The organism is Methanomassiliicoccus sp. (assembly GCA_012719175.1).
Classification (GTDB): Archaea; Thermoplasmatota; Thermoplasmata; order Methanomassiliicoccales; family Methanomassiliicoccaceae; genus UBA6.
This window is the reverse complement of record JAAYAX010000007.1, coordinates 61,007-78,545: the sequence shown is the minus strand read 5'-3', so window position 1 is coordinate 78,545 and position 17,539 is coordinate 61,007. Positions and strand designations below refer to the sequence as shown.

The window sequence follows — 17,539 nt, the reverse complement described above, 5'->3', positions numbered from 1 at the left end:
CAATCAAGCTACATCATATCGCTCACACCTCCTGGCATCGTCGAACGGGGACGGCGAAAGGAATTAAATCCGCCCCCTTCCATTGAGCGAGCATGGAAGTCCTCGCTCCAGCCGGGTCCAAGGAGACATTCAAGGCCGCCCTGGCCGGGGGCGCCGATGCCATTTATCTAGGTGGTAAGCTGTTCGGGGCCAGGCGGTTCGCCCAAAACTTCTCCGATGATGAGCTGAAGTCGGCGGTGGACACGGCGCACGGGAGAGGAGTGAGGGTGTACGTGACCGTGAACACCCTTATCAAGGAGCGTGAGCTCAGCCTCGCCAGCAGCTACCTGGACCTTTTGGACCGCATCGGCGCGGATGCGGTCATAGTGCAGGACCGAGGATTGGCACAGCTAGCCAGGGAGCGCTACGGCCTGGACGTCCATGCCTCCACCCAGATGGGGATACACTCACCGGAGGACGCCCTGTGGGCCCAGAAGCAAGGGATCACCAGGGCGATACTGTCCCGTGAGCTGACGCTCCCGGAGATCGCCCGCATCGCCACCTCCACCACCATTGGCCTGGAGGTGTTCGTGCACGGCGCACTGTGCTACGCGTTCTCCGGCCAATGCCTGTTCTCATCCATCCTGGGAGGCCGCTCGGGTAACCGGGGGATGTGTGCCCAACCATGCCGCAAGCGCTACACCCTCGGCCTCCAGTCCGGCTACCTGCTGTCGACCGCCGACCTGTTCTCGATCGAAGCCCTGCCCCGCCTGCTGGAGATAGGGGTGGAGGCCGTGAAGATCGAGGGACGCCTGCGGTCCCCGGTGTACGTGTACCTGGCCACGAAGATATACAAGGCCGCGGTGCAGAGGGCGGAGAAGGGAGAGGAGGTGCTCATGACGCCGAGGGAGCGGGAGATGCTCTCCGTGGCGTTCAACCGTGGCTTCAGTCCAGGGTACATGCTCACCACCGAGGTCATGCAGCGCTCCTATCCCGACTCCCGGGGCCTGCTGCTGGGGAGGGCAAGATCAGAGGGTCGCAGGGTGAGGGTGAGGGGCGAGCTGGAGGAGGGGGACGGGATCACCTTCTACCGCGGTGACGAGAAGGTCGGAGGCTTCGAGGTCCGTTCCCCCATCGTGGAAGGGGACGTCAAAATCCTCCCCTCCCCCTACCGGCTGGAGCTGGGCGATTACACGGCATATAAGACCAAGGACCGAGAGTTCGCGGCCATCGAGGCTACGATAAATAAGGTACCATTCCCCGCATCGCATGTGCTGCGGAGGGAGGTGTCCTTACACCCTCAGGAGGTCCAACGGAAGCCCCGCCCCGGAGAGCTCTCCTTCTACGTCTCGTCCATCCCTGCCCTGAAGGAGGTGCTGCCTTATGCCCAGAGGGTGTACTTCGACCTGGGGCCGCATACGGACGAGGCTTTGGCGGAGTGCCGGTCGTCCTCGGTGGAGTGCGTGGTGAACCTGCCGCGCATAACTCCAAACATTCCCGCGGTGCCGGACGCGCCCCTCATGGTCAACTCCCCCGGTCAGTCCATGGTTTTCCCCGAACGCATGGTCTACGGCTCCTACTTCATGAACATGTTCAACTCCTTGAACCATCCGGAACTATACCAGTATACACTGTCCGTGGAGCTCTCCAGGGACGATATGTGGGACCTTGCCCGCCACTATCGGGGGAGGTTGGAGGTGATGGTCTTCGGAAGGTTGGAGCTGATGATCACCCGCGACCCCACGTTGCCGGAGGGGACCCTGGTGGACGAGCGAGGGGCCAGGTTCCCGGTCATCCGGGACCACCAGGGGTACGCTCATATACTCAACTCCGCGGACCTCTTCCTGCTCGACCACCTCGATGAGCTGGAGCGCATGGGAATGGACTCCTATGGAATCGACCTCCGGAACCGACCTCCGGACCTGTGCTCCATCGTGGCCAGGGCCTACGCCAAGAGGGACCTCCGTCAGAAGGAGAAGATCAAGCGCCGGGTAGGGGGCATCACCGCTGGGCATTTCCTCAGGGGAGTGCAGTAGTCGGCTAACTGTAGTGCATAGGGATTCGGATAGCAGGTCGTTCTCACCGCATGAACCGCAAGGTAGCGGACGAGACGAGGGTACGACGACGCGCTTCTCTACGTTCCGACGCTTACGGCATCGGGGGTTTCTTCGAGGCCATCATGGCCATGGTGATCGTGACCTCGGGGTTGCTGCTGCTCACCTTGTCACTGACCCTACTGTCCGTTGATGATGGAGAAGGCAGCGAGGACCTGGACCATCGGTGCGAGTCTACACTGAACTCCATACTGGACGATCCTGCCTGGTCCCGGGGGAGCATGATGCTGGACCACAGGGACCTGGCACGGGTGGACTGGACGTCCTTCATGGGAGAAGGAGGAGCTAAGGTCATTCTAACATATCCTGACGGCACCACGGAGGTCCTGCACCAGCAGGGGAAGGTCAACGACGGGGAGAGGAGCTGCCGCAGCGCCCCCGTCAACATATACTTCCATCAGGCGGACGTGAGGGCCGCCCTTATAACGGTCTGGGTGTGGGCATGAGGTGGAGCAGGGAAGGGATGGCCGGCATATTCGACGCCTTCGTGTTCCTGGCCATAGCCTCCTTGGTGTCAGTGTCCCTCCTGGCAGCGTTCTCCGCACCCTCTCTTGGGGAGGGGGAGGAGCAGCAGAGGGTCGAGGACTCCCTCACTGTACTTCTGCGCACGACGGTGAAGGGCGCCGACGGCAACGCCCAGGTGCTGCAGGAGGTGTTCCTCATGAACAAAGATATGGGGCAAGAGATGGAAGTCGAGATATCCATGACGCTGGATTTGCTGCTGCCAGGATGGGATTGGAGGTGGTCGGTGCACCGCTCTGGCACCGAGATCGCCGTTGTGTCCATCAGCCCGATCGTCCCTGAGGGCACGGTGTACTGCTCCATCGTCCGGGAGACGTTCCACGGTGAGGTGGTGGAGTACCGTCTGGAAGCATGGCTCCGTTAGGCTCAACACTTTGTCGCACCCACATGGAGTCATTTTCAAAGCGAACGGACCAGGAATATTGCGGCGTTCCCGCCCCATGGCTCCCGGTCCCTCATCCGGACGGCCCGCGTGGAGGGCGATAAGGGGCGGCCCGATGAGGTCCCGGGTCTCCGCGGACCTGAAGGTTCACGGAGAGAGGTAAGGAAATCGGTCTTAGGCCCCGAACTTCTCGGAGCGGTCCGCGCGGTCGTACAGGATGGGCATCAGGTCCTTGCCTCTGATACGTCCTAGCGCTCCCTTGGCGCAGGAGACCTCATCGTAGCTCTGCACACCATCCTTAATGCTGGTCTCCGAGTAGATGGTCAGGGGGACCGGATCGCCGGAGTGGTCGAACCGGGCCACGGGGGTGCAGTGGTCGGCACAGAAGGCGATGACCGCTCCCTCAGGCAGGCCTTCGCGGAGCACCTTGGCCATGCCGTCGAGGCGCTCGATGACCTCGATCTTGCGGCGGGGGTCCCCATCATGGGACACCACGTCCGAGGCCTTCACGTTCATGAGCACGAAGTCCTTCCGCTCCAGCTCCTTCAGGGCGATGCGGGCCTTGGCCACCATGTCGGTGCCCGTCCCTCCGGAACCTTTGGGGACATCCACGATCTCCAGACCGACCACGCGGCCGATACCCTTGATGAGCGACACCCCGGCCACACATGACCCCTTCATGCCGTAGCGCTTCTCGAAGGGCTCGATGTCCGGGAAGGGACCGCCACCCCGGGGTAACAGGATGTTCCCTGGCAGCAGACCCTGCTCCCGGCGGCGGATGTTCACAGGGTGGGCATCGAGGATCTCGAAGGACCTCTTGACGAACTCGTTCACCGCCTCCGCGGTCCTCTGGGCCCCAGGGACCAATGGCTTGCTCAACTGCACCTTGGCGATGGCGTGGGGGTCGGCGTCGGAGACATGAGGGTCCAGGCCCTCACCGCGTAACAGGAGGACGGCGCGGTGCTCGGTGGCGTCCTTCACTATGGCCTCGATCCCGGCGACCTTCAGGCCTTGCAGAGCTTTCACCAGCTCCGTGGTGTCCGGTTCCTTGATGCGCCCCGCCCGGCGGTCCATGACGTTCATCTTCGGGTCCACCGTGGCGAAGTTGCATCGGAAAGCGATATCGCCCTTCTGACCGATCAGTCCGACCCCGGCGGCCTCGAAGGGCCCGCGGCCTGTGTATACCTCATAGGGATCATAACCTAGGAGCGCCAGATGGGAGGTGTCCGATCCGGGCCGGATCCCTGGACCTATGACGTCCATGGACCCGGACGTTCCGTTCTGCGCGAACCAGTCAAGGTTCGGTTTCTTCGCGACCTGCAGTGGGGTCTTGTAGCCAAGCTCCTTCACCGCACGGTCCCCTAGACCGTCCATTACGACGATCATCATCTTCTTGCCCGCTTCCATCTTATCGCCTCGGGTTTATGCATGAATGATATAAAAAAAGGTATATGGTGTGGTGCTCAGGCCGCGGACCTGGACCACACGTCCTCGGGAAGGGTCTCGTAGAGGCCCTCCTCGATCCGGGAACCCTCCGAGGGCGAGGTCGCATACTGTAAAATGCGCCCGGTGTTCAGGTCCCAGTAGAACACCCTCCATATCCTTCCGGACGGCAGCAACGCCTCCTCCCAGTGTGTGGTCAGGATCTGCATGTCCTGAAGGAAGTAGAACGTCCTGCGATCATCGTGGTCCAGAACGTTGTCTATGATCTCTTCACCGAAACCGAAGTAGTTTAGGACCCTGAAGGCCAGGTCCTGAGCGACATCCTGTGAAACCTCTAATCTGTTCTTGATCGCGCTGGTCAATATCTCATGGGTTACCATCTGCCTTACCGTGCTCATCTCCTCACTCTCATATGTAATCTGTTTGCACTACTATATAATAATAGTGAATAATTCGTCCTAATAACAAGGGTTTCTGGTCCGGTCCAGGAGCAGATGGAAAGGGCAAAGGCGAGGGGAACCATCAGATGATTATGTCCCCGTCCCTGAGGATCTGCGTATCATCAACCCAGATCGACGGCCTCTTGACCAAACAGTCCTGATGGATCAGAGCGGGCCCGTCGTTGTCGTAGTTGAAGCCGATGGCGAAGTGGCAGGTCTTGCCCACCTTCTCATCCTCCAGCATGTTGTTGACCATCTTGGCCTGGTAATTGATACCGATGCCCAGCTCTCCGATGTTGCGGGCGTTGCGCTCCTCGGCCACCAGCCCGTTCTCGCGGGCCCTCTTCTCCCCGCTCTTAATCACAGCGAGGAGGGCCTCGGCGTCCGGACCGCCGCTCACCTCGGAGATGTACCCATCCTTGAAGTCCACTCTTACGGGCTCCTTGGGCTGTACGCATCTGGGGATGAGGTCTAGGGTACCATCGTAAACGATCGTGCCCTTGGTCGATGCTACCACCGGAGATACGTACACCTCGCCGCAGGGGATGTTGCCGCCGCTGCCCGGCAGGCGGAAATCACCATCATCGGCGAAGGCCTTTCTGCCCTCGATGGAGATGGTGACGTCCGTACCCGCGGGGGAGGTGACATGCACCTTCTTCCCCGCGTCCATTATCTTCTTCAGCTTGGCGGCGTTGGCCCTCATCTCCGCGTAGTCCAGGACCACGCAGCGCTCGAAGGTGTCCCTGGTCAACGAAGGTGACCAGAAGGAGCGCATCCTTCTCTCCCCCATGAGATAGTATTGGATATGGTCATACCGTTTGCCGTCATGTCCGATGTACCCGATCTTCTGACCATATGGGTCCTTGCCGGTCTTGAAGTGCGGCACGGATATGAAGATGTCCGGGCACTCGCGGATCGCGGCCAGGACCGCATGCTCGGCGAACTGCAGGATGGTCTTAGGCTCCTGGACCATCATCACCGGTCTGCCTCCCAATGCCTTCGTTTGATCGAACAACGCCCGGGATATATCGAAGGCATCGCCCTCGAAGTTGGTCGCTATCAGGACTTCCTCCCCAGTCCGCAGCCCTATCACGTCGCGCATGGCCACCAAGGCCGCCTCTTCAATGCTGGACATTTACAAGACCTCAGTTATGCTCGGGCATCTGGGACCGATTTGGACGTATAAGATGGTTGTGAGATGTCCATCAGGACCAAGAGACAGCTGTTGCCAAAACAATATGGGAAAAAGAGGGAAGTAGTTTGTTTCGAAAAGATCCTGGTTTAGAACCTTCTCTCACTTCGTGCCGGCTTGTGCTTCTGGTAGCAATCCCTGCAGTAGACCGGCCTTCCCTCAGTCGGCTTGAATGGGACCTGGGTCTCCGCTCCACAATCGGAGCACTTCGCTGGATGCATTTCACGGGGCTCGTCGCGTCTATATCCGCCTCTTCTGTCGTTCATACGATTACCTACTGTTGTCGCACCTGTTTGTTCAGAACAAGTGTTAACTCTCACAATTAATATTCTGGTATAAAATAACACGTATTGAGATAACTGAACAATCAGATGGTAATGTCTCGTGATAATCAGCAACGACGAGGCTATGGGAGGCGTATGGGGGGCCTTGATAACCTTTATATGTGAAACTTCTCATCCCTTTCCCCCATGAAGAAGAACACTCTGTTGGTCCTTGCGGTGATCATCATCCCCATCGTCATCATGGGTTCCTTGGCCATGGCTGGGGCCAGCAACTACCCGCAGAACGAGGAGACCCACGAGGGAGATACCTCCGGGGAGAACACCACCGAGGGTGCGGCGATCATCGTGCTCGTCGAGCAGATATCCTCCCCAGCACCCCTGATGTCCGACGCCGTCGATCTCGAACGCATAACCCTTTGATATAAAACCACTTCTGTCCTTTCCATCTTTGATTGTTGAATTTTGCACCTATAGACAGGTGGATCGCCCCTCACTGTCCACATGAGGGCTGCTGAGAATTATGTCGATTGAAATAGGTATGCTCCCCGAGGTCCCATTGGACCAGGGGAAAAAAACGGAGCGGCTAACCCTTGGTCCTGGAGACCTTGGGCTCGCTGGTCATGACTATCCTGACCCTCTTTCCGGGTGGGACGTCGATCACCACTTCGTCCTTTATGCTTCTTTCTGAGACCTCTTTCTCCTTCCGTACGTTCTTGTTCATCTTTAGCATCTTCTCGCTCGGTTCGTCGAGCAATACTATGTTGAGACGCCGGGGTTCATCCGATGCTGCCAGTATTAGTTCTCCCAATGAGATCACCCGATGCGGTTATTTATATGCCTGTTCACAGGGCCCGGGGACGGTAAAGCGGTTATCACTCATCTATCCTTCGCCGAAGGAGCAAGCATGTGGGCCTTCCACCATTAACCTTATCACGCACTATGGGAAATTAGTTTCTGCTGTTTCATCATTGTGAACGCGCATACGTCGATGGTTCCCGGCTACAAGGGACCAATCGAACGCATGGCGGGGATCGAACGCTAGGTCTGGACTACTTTCTGGCATGAGATATAAATAAATCAGCAACCCCTGTCCTCCATTCGAGGAAAAACATGGACGGTACTAATCAGCCATCTGTCCCTAAGAAGGGACCATCGAAGATGCTGTTGGTGGGCATAGTCGTCGCCGTGGTAGCCATAGCGGCTATCGCTGGGGGTATGATGCTCCTCAACAACAATGATGATGGGGCGGGCGATACGAACGACAATAATAACAATGACAACAACAATGATACAGGGGCCGCCTATCAGCTCGTGAACGGCCAATACATGGTCATGGACATGGACACTGACTTTGGTGAGATGAACTTCAACAGCACCACCCGATGGCAGGTCTCCAACGTCACGACCACGGGCTACGATATTACCCTGACCACGTACAACAGCATGACCCAACAGACGACCACCATGACGTTCCATGGTGACTACAACACCACTCTCGGCTCGAGCGGGGACGAGTCCATTGAGGACATGGCGACGAAGGTCGGGACCGAGCAGCTGACCACGGCCTTTGGCACCAAGACCGTAGATCACTATCGCAACGTGACTGTGGAAGGGTCCGTGACTACAACGATGGATTATTACATCGGGGCACAAACCCCTGTAGTGTACAAGACGGTCACGACCATAGAAGATTCCGAGGACCCGACGACCAACGGCATCATGACCATGGTCGTCACCGACACCAACATCGATGCGATCAAGAACGGCAACGACTGATGACCAAACACCTTTCACTTTTTCCTTACTATCGTCCCATGAGGGCAGCAGGAAGAATAACCGGATAAAAAACAACCAATTGTTCAAAATCCTTTAAAAAAATCTGATGAAGAAATTTATTAATTCATCAATCGTCCTGCTCTTAGATGCCATACGGAGTGGGGCCGTGACATATAGAATTCTTTATGTCGATGATGAGGAGGGGCTCTTGGATGTGGGGAAGGCCTTCCTGGAGCAGATGGGATCATTCACCGTGGATACCACCACTTCCGCCGAGGAGGCCCTGGAAGGGGTAAGGGAGAACGAGTACCTGGCCATCGTGGCCGATTATCAGATGCCGGTCATGGACGGCATAGAGCTTCTCAAGAGGATAAGGGCTTCCGGGAACAGGATCCCCTTCATACTATTCACTGGTCGAGGGCGGGAGGAGATCGCCATCGAGGCCCTCAATAACGGGGCCGATTTCTACCTTCAGAAGGGCGGGGACCCCAGAGCCCAGTTCACCGAGCTGTCAAACCAGATACAACATGCCATCGACAGGAACGAGGCCGAGAAGGCCGTGAGGGAAAGGGAGGCCAAGTACAGAGGCCTGTTCGACAACATGAACGAGCTGGCCTTGATCCTGGAGTACTTCGTCGACGAGCATGGAACGATCATCGACGGCCTAGTGCGCGATATAAACCGCTCCGGCCTCCGGAGGCTGGGCATCAGATCTTCGGCTGACGTCGTGGGAAAGGGGGTCAGCAACATCATGGGGTCCGACATGATGAGCAGGTTCCTACCTTACATCCAAAAGATAAGGGACGATGGGCAGCCCTTCGTCAAGGAGCATCACTTCCCGCTCAACGGTCGCGACTACATCACCGCCGTAAATCCCCTGGGCAAGGATCATATGATCGTGATCAGCACCGATATCACGGACATCAGGATGGCCAAGATGGCTGCCAAGGAGAGCGAGGAGCGTTTCAAGCTCATCGCGGAGCAGCTGCTTGATGTCGTCTACACCACCGATGCGGAGGGGACGATAACATACATCTCCCCCTCCTCTTCATCATTGTTCGGCCGCTCACCCGAGGAGATGATCGGAAGGCATTTCATGGAATACCTGGAGGAATCCTCCGTCCCCAAGGCCATCCGGGAGTTCCAGGCGACCGTGAAGGTCGGAAAACCGGTCCGCAACCTGGAGCTTTTGATGAAGCATGCGGACGGCAGGACCTTCATCGGGGAGCTCACCGGTTCCCCCACCACGAACGGGAGTGGTGTCAACGGCTCCACGGGGTCCGTGAGGGATGTGAGCGAGCGCAAGCTGTCCCAGCTGGCCCTGAGCGAGGCAGAGAGAAACCTGAGACGGATAACGGAGAACATGAGCGACCTGGTGGTGGAGCTGGACCAGCATGGTATAGCTCTTTATGCAAGCCCTTCGCACCATCGCCTCATCGGCATCGATCCAGAAGAGGTCGTTGGGCGTTCGATATTCGATCTTATAGTGCCTGAGGACCGCCGGTGGGTAGAGGACGAGTATAAGCAATGGATGCACAGGGGAGAGACGAAGGAGATCGAGTACAGGATCAAGGACAGGAACGGCACCTTGCATTGGGTCCATTCCATAGGCACCGCTCTCACCGATGAGGGCGGTCACATCATCGGTGCCATAATCAACTCCAGGGACGTGACAGAGAGGAGGAGGGCAGAGGACGCCCTTCATCAGAGCGAGGGACGATTGCAGCGAGCGGAGGAAGTCGCCCGCATCGGTCATTGGACCATCGATCTGGATGACCTCTCGATGATCGGTTCAAGGGGTGCCAGCAAGATCTATGGCATAGAGCAAAAGAAGTGGTCACTGAAGGAGGTGCAGGCGGTGCCCCTGGCCCAGTACCGTCCTCTCTTGGACAGCTCACTGAAGAAGCTGATCGAGGAGGGAGCTCCCTATGATGTGGAGTTCAAGATAAAGAGGATGGATGATGGGCAGATACTCGACATCCACTCCTCGGCAGAGTACGATCCCGAGCAGAGAATCGTGTTCGGAGTCATCCACGATATCACTGAGACCAAGCGCGCCCAGGAGGCGATGGCCCACTCCAACGACCTCATGAGGTACATCATCGAGCACAGCAGGAGCGCCATTGCCGTGCTGGACCGAGAGATGAGATACCTGTTCGTGAGCCAGCACTACATCGATGACTATGAACTGAAGAGGAATGTGGAGGGCATGTACCACTATGATGTGTTCCCGGACCTGCCCCCCCAATGGAAGGAGGTCCACCGCCGGGCCTTGGCGGGGGAGGTCATCAGCGCTGATGAGGAATCGTACATCAAGGAGCATGGGTCGGTCTACTGGACCAGGTGGGAATGCCGCCCCTGGTTTCTTCCGGACGGGTCCATCGGAGGTATCATCCTTGACACCGAGGTCATAAACGAGCACAGGCAGGTCAAGGAAGAACTGAAAAGGATCTCCGGCCTCCTTGACCTGGCCACCCAGGCCGGAAGAGCGGGGGTCTGGGAATGGGATGTGACCAAGGACAGAGTCACGTGGAGCGATCTAATGTTCGAGCACCACGGCATTCGCAAGGACGAGTTCGGGGGACGGTTAGAGGACTGGCTCGGCCTTACCCTGCCCGAGGACAGGGCGAAGTACGAGGAGGAGATAAGGAGGGCGCTCAAGGACGGTTCCCGTCTGGACACCGTGCTCAGATTGCGCTGGCCAGATGGATCGGTCCATAACATACGCGTATTGGCCTTCGTCCAGAGAAATGCCGAAGGTGAGCCTCTGATAATGTCAGGGATCGGAATGGAAACTACGTAAAGGATGGATGGCTGACGAGATCAGAGGGTTGAAGAATAAAAGTCAGAACGATCTCCGACGCAACTCAGATGCATAGGTCTGGATAGCATTCACCAAGCGGTTGGTCGATGTCACTTATTCCCTAGAATCTCTTATTCAACACGATCAGATGGAGAAAAATTATGGATCGAAGAGGTCACTTCTCCTCAATCATCTCCTCGACCTCCTTGCGGCCATTCTCCATCTCCTCCTTCTGCTGCTTGTCGAGATACAGCAGGAGCGTGGTGAACTCGCCCGCGTGGGTCTTCTCCTCGCGCGCTATGTCCAGAAGGACCTTTTTCACCAGAGGGTCCTTGGAGTTGGCGGCCAACTGCTCATAAAGGTTTATGGCGTCCAGCTCGGCGATGATGGCGGCCCGTATGGCCTCGAGCTCGATGCACCTCTGTTCTGACCGGCTAAGGTCCGTAGGCATCTTGGAGAGCATTTTTCCTCCTTTCCAAATATGTCTCGAGACGGATATACATGTCCCCTGACAGTTCAAGATCGGACCCGGCTGATGTCAAATGTCCCCGACCAATTCATGTATGTTCTCAATATCCTGGTCAGATAATTGAGGAACGCTCCTTACGATATCACATTGTGACCGCCGAGTTCTACAAAGGGCTATCAAAGAGAAACCGTCAACGAACGACAATCCGCCCTTTCTGGAATACAGGTTGATTATCAGATGGCATCATCCATTTCGTTCAAATTATAAATTATATTATTAATTTTATAATAATAAAAAAAGGAATAAATCAAGTGCAATAAGGTGATAAGATTAGTTTTAAAGCAACGAAAATTGGTGGAACGAGCATTCTAACGGTGCTCGGCGTGCTTTGCTTAGGAACATTCCTCATCGCGGCATTCACCTGGTCTAGTCATTCGACGGGAGCAAAGGACCCAAAGGAAGTATCTTTGGGAACCCCCACTGTTGATGAGTGGAGCGCTGCTAGCTTCTTCGAGGCGGGCGAGGATTACAACATCACCGTTCCGGTCTCGTACAACTATCATGGACATGACACGATAACTTATTATGTCAAGGTCATTGCCATCGCTGGCTCTGGAACGATTCAGGCGAGTGACTTTACTGTCACAATATCGGGCGAAGTCATAGCAACTTTTACTCAGAACCCTGCGGGTGCTTGGACCTCATCGGGTATTGAAGTATCAAATGGCAATTCCAATGATGTGTTCACCGTCAAGATCGTACCGTCGCTAGGTGCAATTGATCTGAGCGACGTGTCGTTCACAATAAGTGTGGAGTCCGCAGCATGATGGGATGATGCTACATCGCCGTATTCTAAACCTTTTTTTCATTTTAATGAAAAGAGATCAATAACAGGATGTATAAAAGCTGGGTAATATCCAGTCAACTACTCTATTTCCATTCTTCTCCTCCTGTGATAGTTTCCTTCCCAATCATCGAAGGCTACCAGAAAGACTGGAATACGTACCCTAGCATACGCAGGGATACACTTCATCCGTTCTTGACGAGCTCATTGTACCTCTCTTCTCCGATGCACTCCTTGGCGTGTTTGCACCATTGGATGCAGCCTGAGATGTCGTTGTAGATCACGAACCCACAGTTATCACAGGCGACCTTGATGTCAGAGGAAAAGATCTCCACATCCTGCCCGCACTCCGGGCATTTCTTGATCGATAGGGTCGGAGTCCTTATGTTAGCGGAGCCAGGGCACTGACCGTACATCGCTCAGCCTCCTTTCTTATACCCGCTCAATAACGTCTCACCATGGTCGTCCGATCGCACTGTAGGCACATAGTTGAACAACTTAACTCTCTTCAACAGTTCCCTGACAATGTCATCATCTAGTGAGAGGTTCAGAGTTGTTACCTCGAGAATGATCTGGTCTAGCCTGTCGATGCCTATCTCCTTTCCCCTGACCGTTATGCACTTGGTCTTGATCTTGCCGGGAGAGATACCACCGCAGATGCTGCAGTAACTTCCTTCCTTGTCGTCACTGGTCATTTTTCACTCTCTTATCATCGTCAGCATCATCTTGAATTTGGTCACAGCACTGAGCGCATGCGGTTTGCTAGCTGGCAGAATGATGGAGTCCCCCTCCTTCACGCTGAAGGTCTCGCCAGCGATCCATACTTCACACTCCCCGTCAAGGATCGTTACGAGGGCGTCGAACGGTGCTGTATGCTCGGAGAGCCCCTCCCCCTCATCGAACGAGAAGATGGTGATGGTTCCTGCCTTCTTATTGATCAGCATGCGGCTGGCCACTGTCCCTTCCTGATACGCTACAAGGTCCTTCAGCTGCAACACCTTAGCAAACATGTCTTCTCTCCTTTCCAGCTTAATAGGACATCCAAGTTCAGGTTCGGCCATGATCTATCAGAGGAAATGATATGGTCGGAGTGATTTTTAACTATCCCCCTTACTGAACCACCATGACATGATATCTGATGGATGACGATGCAGCGTTGGGGAAATTGTTCATCAGGCACGACCTGCTGATGTGAAACCAATTTATCCATCCTTCAGATATTCCCCTGTGGTCGATGGAACGCTAGATGGTCTGATGGACCTCAGGACAAAGATATCCAGCCCTTGTAATGGATGCCCCCGGAAAAAGGACAAGTTACCCGTCCTCTTTCCTCGGAATGGCCCTAGCCATGCGGTCGATTTTCTGGTGGTCTCTCAAGAGCCAGGGTTCTGGCTTCGTTCGCTATCGACCAGTGAAGCGATCCAGGAAAGGCTCTCCAAGATAGCAAGGGAGGGTGGACCACCGGAGGATATCAAGCGTTCCAATCCGCTCTCCAAGGTCATTCAAATATTCTCCCGATTCGACCCGTCCCAGGGGAGGGTCTACTGGACCCACGCGCTGAAGTGCGTTCCTGTGAATGGCGATCGAGATATCAACAAGGAATGGCGAAAGGCGGCCACGCGCTGCGAAGAGCACTTCCTTGACGAGATCAAGGCGCTCGGTAAGGCAGAACTGAACGTGCTCGCCTTTGGTAAGTACGCGTTGGAACTATGCCTGCATGCCTTCGATGGTCAGGATATCGATCAGGAACTGAGCATCAGCGAGTTCATGCAATCGTCAAGGTTGCCGATCACGTACAAGCATAAGTTCAAGGACGGCACTTCCAAGACGGTGAACCTGTTCGTTTTCACCAACCCCTCCAGCGAGGTGGTCAGGGTCATGAAGAGCGGCGGCAAGATGACCGTCGAGGAGATTCAGGACCTGGAGATAAAACGCATACAGGAAATTTTGAAGAAGACCAGATGAAAAGAACTTAAAAAGAGATCGGTCATGTGATCGACATTTTCTTTGTAACGCAGACATGTTAATGATGCTCTGTAAAAACAGAAATGGTTATTTTAGTCGAATGGAGCCACCCATCATATTGAAAATTCATCACGAACGTTGGTGATAGAGCTCATGGTGCATGGTTTGATCTGAACTTCAGGACTCCTCAGGATAGTAACCTTATTGGTTTGTCACAGGCTAGACTTTTCGCTTTTTACTAGGACAATATTGCACGATCATCAAATTCTATCCATAATCGACGGCCATTGTTATGAGCGGTCATCGAGAGTGAAGTGAAATTGTAGAAAGGGAGGGGGCAGCGCCTCATAGGATGTTTGGCTATAGATCTCGGACTAGGTTGTCTCGGATGAAGGCGCAGCCCCCTCAATAGGAGGAATTATCGACCTGATCCGGTTTAGAAGCGTTCTTCCGGCACTTCCTATTTGCTCTGTGGTTGTGTGTTTGGTTCCAGATCAGGTCGGTATAACTAATTGGTACCTTATCATACATAAATGGCATGAACGATTGGTGCATATAGAATGAAAAAGTGTGCGGGATGCTGAAGGGATGAATATGCCGAGGGGAAGGATATGAGCTGGGATTCACTGCCCGCGGGTACGAAGGATAACTATGACCGGGAGAGGGAGAACATCAAGAGGATGTTCGTGAACGGAGACCACGATCACGTTCCCATAAGCCCGCTGGTCAGCAGCTATGCGGCCACCGCTCACGGCCACTCCCTTTACGATTATTATACTGAACCGGAAAAAGCGATCGCTTGGCAGCTGGACACCGCCCGGGTTCATGGCATAATGCCGTACCTGAACTGGAACTATGCGGTCTACTGGAACGAGGACTACGGCGGCACCATCAAGATGCCGACCGGCCCCATGGCCGCCCCTGACATCGTAACGTACCCGGCGGACACTGTGGAGAAGGCGGACAAGCTTGAGCCGCTGTCGCCCGAGGAGCTGGCAAATGGTCCGACCATGGCAAGGCACGTTCGGGGTCTGAAGGCGGTGGAGAGTTACTCCGGCAAGGGCTACAAGCCATGGCAGTTCATCTACGAGCCGTTCGTAGTAGGCAGTTTCTGGGTCTCACCGGAGAACATGCTGATGTGGGTCATCCAGGAGCCGGACCTGGCGCACAGCATAATGAAGAAGGTGGTGACCCACTGCGTCAACGCCTGTGAGGCGTTAACTATCCATTACCCCGGGAAACCGTTCAAAACGTCTTGTGCCACCCTGCTGGCGAACAGCAGCACGATGTCGGTCGACCAATGCAAGGAGTTCGCCACCGACTACATGAAGGAAGCTTTAGAGAAGATCGTCAAGCTCGACGCGGGGACGACCGGGATCTTCTACCACCAGTGCGGCGACCATGGTAAGGATTACCACCTGTGCCAGGACATGCCTTTTCCGCCCGGATCGGTAATGCACGTCGCCTATGATGGCCAGAAGCCCTTCGACCTTCTGAAGGTGGCCAAGATCTACGAGGACAAGTGCTGCATAATGGGCAACACCGACACCCTTCTAGCGTACAATGGCACCCCCCAGCAGGTGTACGACCAGGCGTACGAGGACGCCATGCGATACAAGCACTTCAAGAACGGTTTCCTTGCAGGGATGGCCTGCGAGTGCCCTCCGCTGATGTCGGCGGCGAACTTCCAGGCGTTCGTCCAGGGCTCCAAGGACGGAGGTAAGATGAGAGAGTGAAAGTGCCACCATATCAATCGTTCCTTTTTTATGGGGCGTAATGACTTCCTCAACTGAATCCAGTCAATTGGATTTTCTAGATTATGCTGATTAAGTATCTCCATGCATTGTTTATTAAGTCATGAAGAACGGATCGATATTTGACATCGTGAGCAGTTGCGTGACGAGGGTCATGAACATCAAGAAGGTCAACACCGTGGCAACAATCGTTGCATTGTTCGTTTTGAGCGTCGACCTGTACAACATAGCCACTGCACAAAGAGTCATACCGAAGAGAGCCGCGAAGCCAAAGGAGACGACGATCACACTGGGTACTGACCCAACATTTTATAGCGATAGTATGCCAACCGCCAGATAGTGGACACCAAGTGCCATTGCCATCATAGTGACGACTGCGATTTATTTCCAATCAGGTAGGTAGTCCTCTTAACTGTCTGCGGTCATTAGAAGTCCATTTCTCTTCTCTAAGCAAAAATATGTAAGTGTGGAAAAAAAATATACAATATTAGTGCTGCCTGGTTAAAAAGAAATTTTGTAGAGAGATGATAAAAACATCATCACCTTAAATATCGGTTTACTATGTAAGCAAGAGATAAATGTAAATACAATTTGTTGAACATTTGCATTTAATGTACACATCCTGAACCTATAGCCTGGACCTCTTTGGTTTCATCAATACAATCTCATACATCAATTTGGAGCCCGATGGTTTTTCTTCCACATAATCTTGTATCCATAACACCATGAAACCTTTGGCAATCCTTCTTATCTTTTCTTCATTGAAGAAATGAGACACGAAACCACGATCACTTATCCATTCATCCTGTCCGCATGTCACCGCTGCTCCACAAGCGGGGTCATGGTCGCTAAAGACTGATAATATGTTCAAACCACCTGGTCTTAGGACTCGAAGACATTCCCACATCAAATCCATTATTTCATCTTCCCTTAGATCCACGCACAACAATAGTTTAGAAAATATTGCATCTATCGAAGAACGCGAAGAGGGAAGCTTTTCACGAATGTTCTTTGACAAAAAGGCGCCACAACTAATGATACCACCTTTCTCTTTCCCTTTTCCCGACTCGTCCGTTTCGAATGAAGAAAAATCGATGGTTGTAATGCAAAATCTTTTTCTTGTGAACGTATGAACATCACCATCTTTCCCGCAGCCAAGAACGAGGATGTCATGAACGTTATTCTCGTAAAACATATTCAGAGCTCTAGCACCCAATTTGCTATACTCTTCCCCAATCAAGCTTTCATCTATCTTTTGTGCTGCATTCCAGAGATGGTCACGCTCAGTGATATTGTCGCTCCCCTCCATATTCATCAAGACAATATTGTTAGGCCAACGCAAAATAGGTGCCGATATTGATCATATGGATTTTAGAAATTTTAACTCAAGCCCTTTGGAGAATATGGGGGACTTAGAAATTTGGCAATGTTTGAGGATCCCATTATTTTTACCATGAACGAAAAATGGAAAATCCTGGATTTCAGAGCAGAATGAAGAAATGTAAAAGGGTATCGCGCAAGAGTCCTTCGATTTTGATAAAATGGGAAGATTAAGTGATAAAACACGCTTCT

At 54.1% G+C, this 17,539-nt stretch carries 20 protein-coding genes; 10 read left to right on the top strand and 10 right to left on the bottom strand.

What is annotated here, in order from left to right:
• Positions 1-92: 92 nt before the first annotated feature.
• The 3 genes from GXX95_06350 to GXX95_06340 are packed head-to-tail and all read left to right on the top strand — an operon-like array spanning position 93 to position 2,979.
• Positions 93-2,015, top strand: coding sequence for a peptidase (locus GXX95_06350; GenBank protein NLT37760.1), 1,923 nt, complete (start codon positions 93-95; stop codon positions 2,013-2,015).
• A 50-nt stretch (positions 2,016-2,065) separates the two neighbouring features.
• Entirely contained in the window at positions 2,066-2,539 is a 474-nt protein-coding gene (locus GXX95_06345; GenBank protein NLT37759.1) for a hypothetical protein, read from the top strand.
• The gene (locus GXX95_06340; protein ID NLT37758.1) at positions 2,536-2,979 is read left to right on the top strand and encodes a hypothetical protein; all 444 of its coding nucleotides are present in this window, start codon (positions 2,536-2,538) and stop codon (positions 2,977-2,979) included. The genes GXX95_06345 and GXX95_06340 overlap by 4 nt, the downstream gene beginning before the upstream one ends.
• A 192-nt stretch (positions 2,980-3,171) precedes the next feature.
• Here GXX95_06340 and GXX95_06335 read toward each other — a convergent pair whose 3' ends face one another.
• From GXX95_06335 to GXX95_06320, 4 genes are all read right to left on the bottom strand, one after another.
• Positions 3,172-4,404 (bottom strand): 2,3-bisphosphoglycerate-independent phosphoglycerate mutase, encoded by a 1,233-nt coding sequence (locus GXX95_06335; GenBank protein NLT37757.1) that lies wholly within the window; start codon positions 4,402-4,404, stop codon positions 3,172-3,174.
• Positions 4,405-4,460: 56 nt separating this feature from the next.
• A complete protein-coding gene (locus GXX95_06330) occupies positions 4,461-4,838 on the bottom strand; it encodes a hypothetical protein (GenBank protein ID NLT37756.1) in 378 nt (125 codons plus the stop codon).
• A gap of 124 nt (positions 4,839-4,962) precedes the next feature.
• Positions 4,963-6,015, bottom strand: coding sequence for an aminopeptidase (locus GXX95_06325; protein NLT37755.1), 1,053 nt, complete (start codon positions 6,013-6,015; stop codon positions 4,963-4,965).
• Positions 6,016-6,161: 146 nt separating this feature from the next.
• Positions 6,162-6,338, bottom strand: a complete 177-nt coding sequence (locus GXX95_06320) for a hypothetical protein (GenBank protein NLT37754.1) — start codon at positions 6,336-6,338, stop codon at positions 6,162-6,164.
• Positions 6,339-6,542: 204 nt separating this feature from the next.
• Here GXX95_06320 and GXX95_06315 point away from each other — a divergent pair, with 204 nt between their 5' ends.
• A complete protein-coding gene (locus GXX95_06315; GenBank protein ID NLT37753.1) occupies positions 6,543-6,776 on the top strand; it encodes a hypothetical protein in 234 nt (77 codons plus the stop codon).
• 163 nt (positions 6,777-6,939) lie between these two features.
• On the opposite strand, the gene GXX95_06310 is transcribed toward GXX95_06315, so the two are convergent.
• Positions 6,940-7,164 carry a hypothetical protein gene (locus GXX95_06310; GenBank protein NLT37752.1) on the bottom strand — a complete coding sequence of 75 codons (225 nt, stop codon included), beginning with the start codon at positions 7,162-7,164 and terminating at the stop codon, positions 6,940-6,942.
• A gap of 302 nt (positions 7,165-7,466) precedes the next feature.
• On the opposite strand from GXX95_06310, the gene GXX95_06305 reads away from it, so the two are divergent.
• Entirely contained in the window at positions 7,467-8,132 is a 666-nt protein-coding gene (locus GXX95_06305) for a hypothetical protein (protein ID NLT37751.1), read from the top strand.
• Between the two features lie 166 nt (positions 8,133-8,298).
• Positions 8,299-10,935: a PAS domain S-box protein gene (locus GXX95_06300; protein ID NLT37750.1), complete on the top strand. Its 2,637-nt coding sequence runs from the start codon at positions 8,299-8,301 to the stop codon at positions 10,933-10,935.
• A gap of 175 nt (positions 10,936-11,110) precedes the next feature.
• On the opposite strand, the gene GXX95_06295 is transcribed toward GXX95_06300, so the two are convergent.
• Entirely contained in the window at positions 11,111-11,398 is a 288-nt protein-coding gene (locus GXX95_06295) for a rubrerythrin (GenBank protein NLT37749.1), read from the bottom strand.
• 473 nt (positions 11,399-11,871) lie between these two features.
• On the opposite strand from GXX95_06295, the gene GXX95_06290 reads away from it, so the two are divergent.
• The gene (locus GXX95_06290) at positions 11,872-12,231 is read left to right on the top strand and encodes a DUF1402 family protein (GenBank protein ID NLT37748.1); all 360 of its coding nucleotides are present in this window, start codon (positions 11,872-11,874) and stop codon (positions 12,229-12,231) included.
• A 202-nt stretch (positions 12,232-12,433) separates the two neighbouring features.
• On the opposite strand, the gene GXX95_06285 is transcribed toward GXX95_06290, so the two are convergent.
• The 3 genes from GXX95_06285 to GXX95_06275 are packed head-to-tail and all read right to left on the bottom strand — an operon-like array spanning position 12,434 to position 13,309.
• Entirely contained in the window at positions 12,434-12,664 is a 231-nt protein-coding gene (locus GXX95_06285; protein ID NLT37747.1) for a hypothetical protein, read from the bottom strand.
• 3 nt (positions 12,665-12,667) lie between these two features.
• Positions 12,668-12,943: an NAC family transcription factor gene (locus GXX95_06280; protein NLT37746.1), complete on the bottom strand. Its 276-nt coding sequence runs from the start codon at positions 12,941-12,943 to the stop codon at positions 12,668-12,670.
• 3 nt (positions 12,944-12,946) lie between these two features.
• Complete coding sequence (locus GXX95_06275; GenBank protein NLT37745.1) at positions 12,947-13,309, bottom strand: cupin domain-containing protein; 363 nt, start codon at positions 13,307-13,309, stop codon at positions 12,947-12,949.
• A 304-nt stretch (positions 13,310-13,613) separates the two neighbouring features.
• Between GXX95_06275 and GXX95_06270 the strand changes: the two genes are divergently transcribed.
• From GXX95_06270 to GXX95_06260, 3 genes are all read left to right on the top strand, one after another.
• A complete protein-coding gene (locus GXX95_06270) occupies positions 13,614-14,213 on the top strand; it encodes a hypothetical protein (protein ID NLT37744.1) in 600 nt (199 codons plus the stop codon).
• A gap of 611 nt (positions 14,214-14,824) precedes the next feature.
• Complete coding sequence (locus tag GXX95_06265) at positions 14,825-15,949, top strand: hypothetical protein (protein NLT37743.1); 1,125 nt, start codon at positions 14,825-14,827, stop codon at positions 15,947-15,949.
• Positions 15,950-16,121: 172 nt separating this feature from the next.
• On the top strand, positions 16,122-16,307 hold the full coding sequence (locus GXX95_06260) for a hypothetical protein (GenBank protein ID NLT37742.1): 186 nt from the start codon (positions 16,122-16,124) through the stop codon (positions 16,305-16,307).
• Positions 16,308-16,595: 288 nt separating this feature from the next.
• On the opposite strand, the gene GXX95_06255 is transcribed toward GXX95_06260, so the two are convergent.
• Positions 16,596-17,282, bottom strand: a complete 687-nt coding sequence (locus GXX95_06255; protein ID NLT37741.1) for a class I SAM-dependent methyltransferase — start codon at positions 17,280-17,282, stop codon at positions 16,596-16,598.
• Between the last annotated feature and the right edge of the window lie 257 nt (positions 17,283-17,539).

What these genes read in the sequence shown, in the direction of transcription:
- GXX95_06325 (NLT37755.1), bottom strand. Translation starts at nt 6,015, where the DNA reads ATGTCCAGCATTGAAGAGGCGGCCTTGGTGGCCATGCGCGACGTGATA.
- GXX95_06305 (NLT37751.1), top strand. Translation starts at nt 7,467, where the DNA reads ATGGACGGTACTAATCAGCCATCTGTCCCTAAGAAGGGACCATCGAAG.
- GXX95_06345 (NLT37759.1), top strand. Translation starts at nt 2,066, where the DNA reads ATGAACCGCAAGGTAGCGGACGAGACGAGGGTACGACGACGCGCTTCT.
- GXX95_06335 (NLT37757.1), bottom strand. Translation starts at nt 4,404, where the DNA reads ATGGAAGCGGGCAAGAAGATGATGATCGTCGTAATGGACGGTCTAGGG.
- GXX95_06260 (NLT37742.1), top strand. Translation starts at nt 16,122, where the DNA reads ATGAACATCAAGAAGGTCAACACCGTGGCAACAATCGTTGCATTGTTC.
- GXX95_06255 (NLT37741.1), bottom strand. Translation starts at nt 17,282, where the DNA reads ATGAATATGGAGGGGAGCGACAATATCACTGAGCGTGACCATCTCTGG.
- GXX95_06295 (NLT37749.1), bottom strand. Translation starts at nt 11,398, where the DNA reads ATGCTCTCCAAGATGCCTACGGACCTTAGCCGGTCAGAACAGAGGTGC.
- GXX95_06280 (NLT37746.1), bottom strand. Translation starts at nt 12,943, where the DNA reads ATGACCAGTGACGACAAGGAAGGAAGTTACTGCAGCATCTGCGGTGGT.
- GXX95_06350 (NLT37760.1), top strand. Translation starts at nt 93, where the DNA reads ATGGAAGTCCTCGCTCCAGCCGGGTCCAAGGAGACATTCAAGGCCGCC.
- GXX95_06330 (NLT37756.1), bottom strand. Translation starts at nt 4,838, where the DNA reads ATGAGCACGGTAAGGCAGATGGTAACCCATGAGATATTGACCAGCGCG.
- GXX95_06285 (NLT37747.1), bottom strand. Translation starts at nt 12,664, where the DNA reads ATGTACGGTCAGTGCCCTGGCTCCGCTAACATAAGGACTCCGACCCTA.
- GXX95_06265 (NLT37743.1), top strand. Translation starts at nt 14,825, where the DNA reads ATGAGCTGGGATTCACTGCCCGCGGGTACGAAGGATAACTATGACCGG.
- GXX95_06320 (NLT37754.1), bottom strand. Translation starts at nt 6,338, where the DNA reads ATGAACGACAGAAGAGGCGGATATAGACGCGACGAGCCCCGTGAAATG.
- GXX95_06275 (NLT37745.1), bottom strand. Translation starts at nt 13,309, where the DNA reads ATGGCCGAACCTGAACTTGGATGTCCTATTAAGCTGGAAAGGAGAGAA.
- GXX95_06315 (NLT37753.1), top strand. Translation starts at nt 6,543, where the DNA reads ATGAAGAAGAACACTCTGTTGGTCCTTGCGGTGATCATCATCCCCATC.
- GXX95_06340 (NLT37758.1), top strand. Translation starts at nt 2,536, where the DNA reads ATGAGGTGGAGCAGGGAAGGGATGGCCGGCATATTCGACGCCTTCGTG.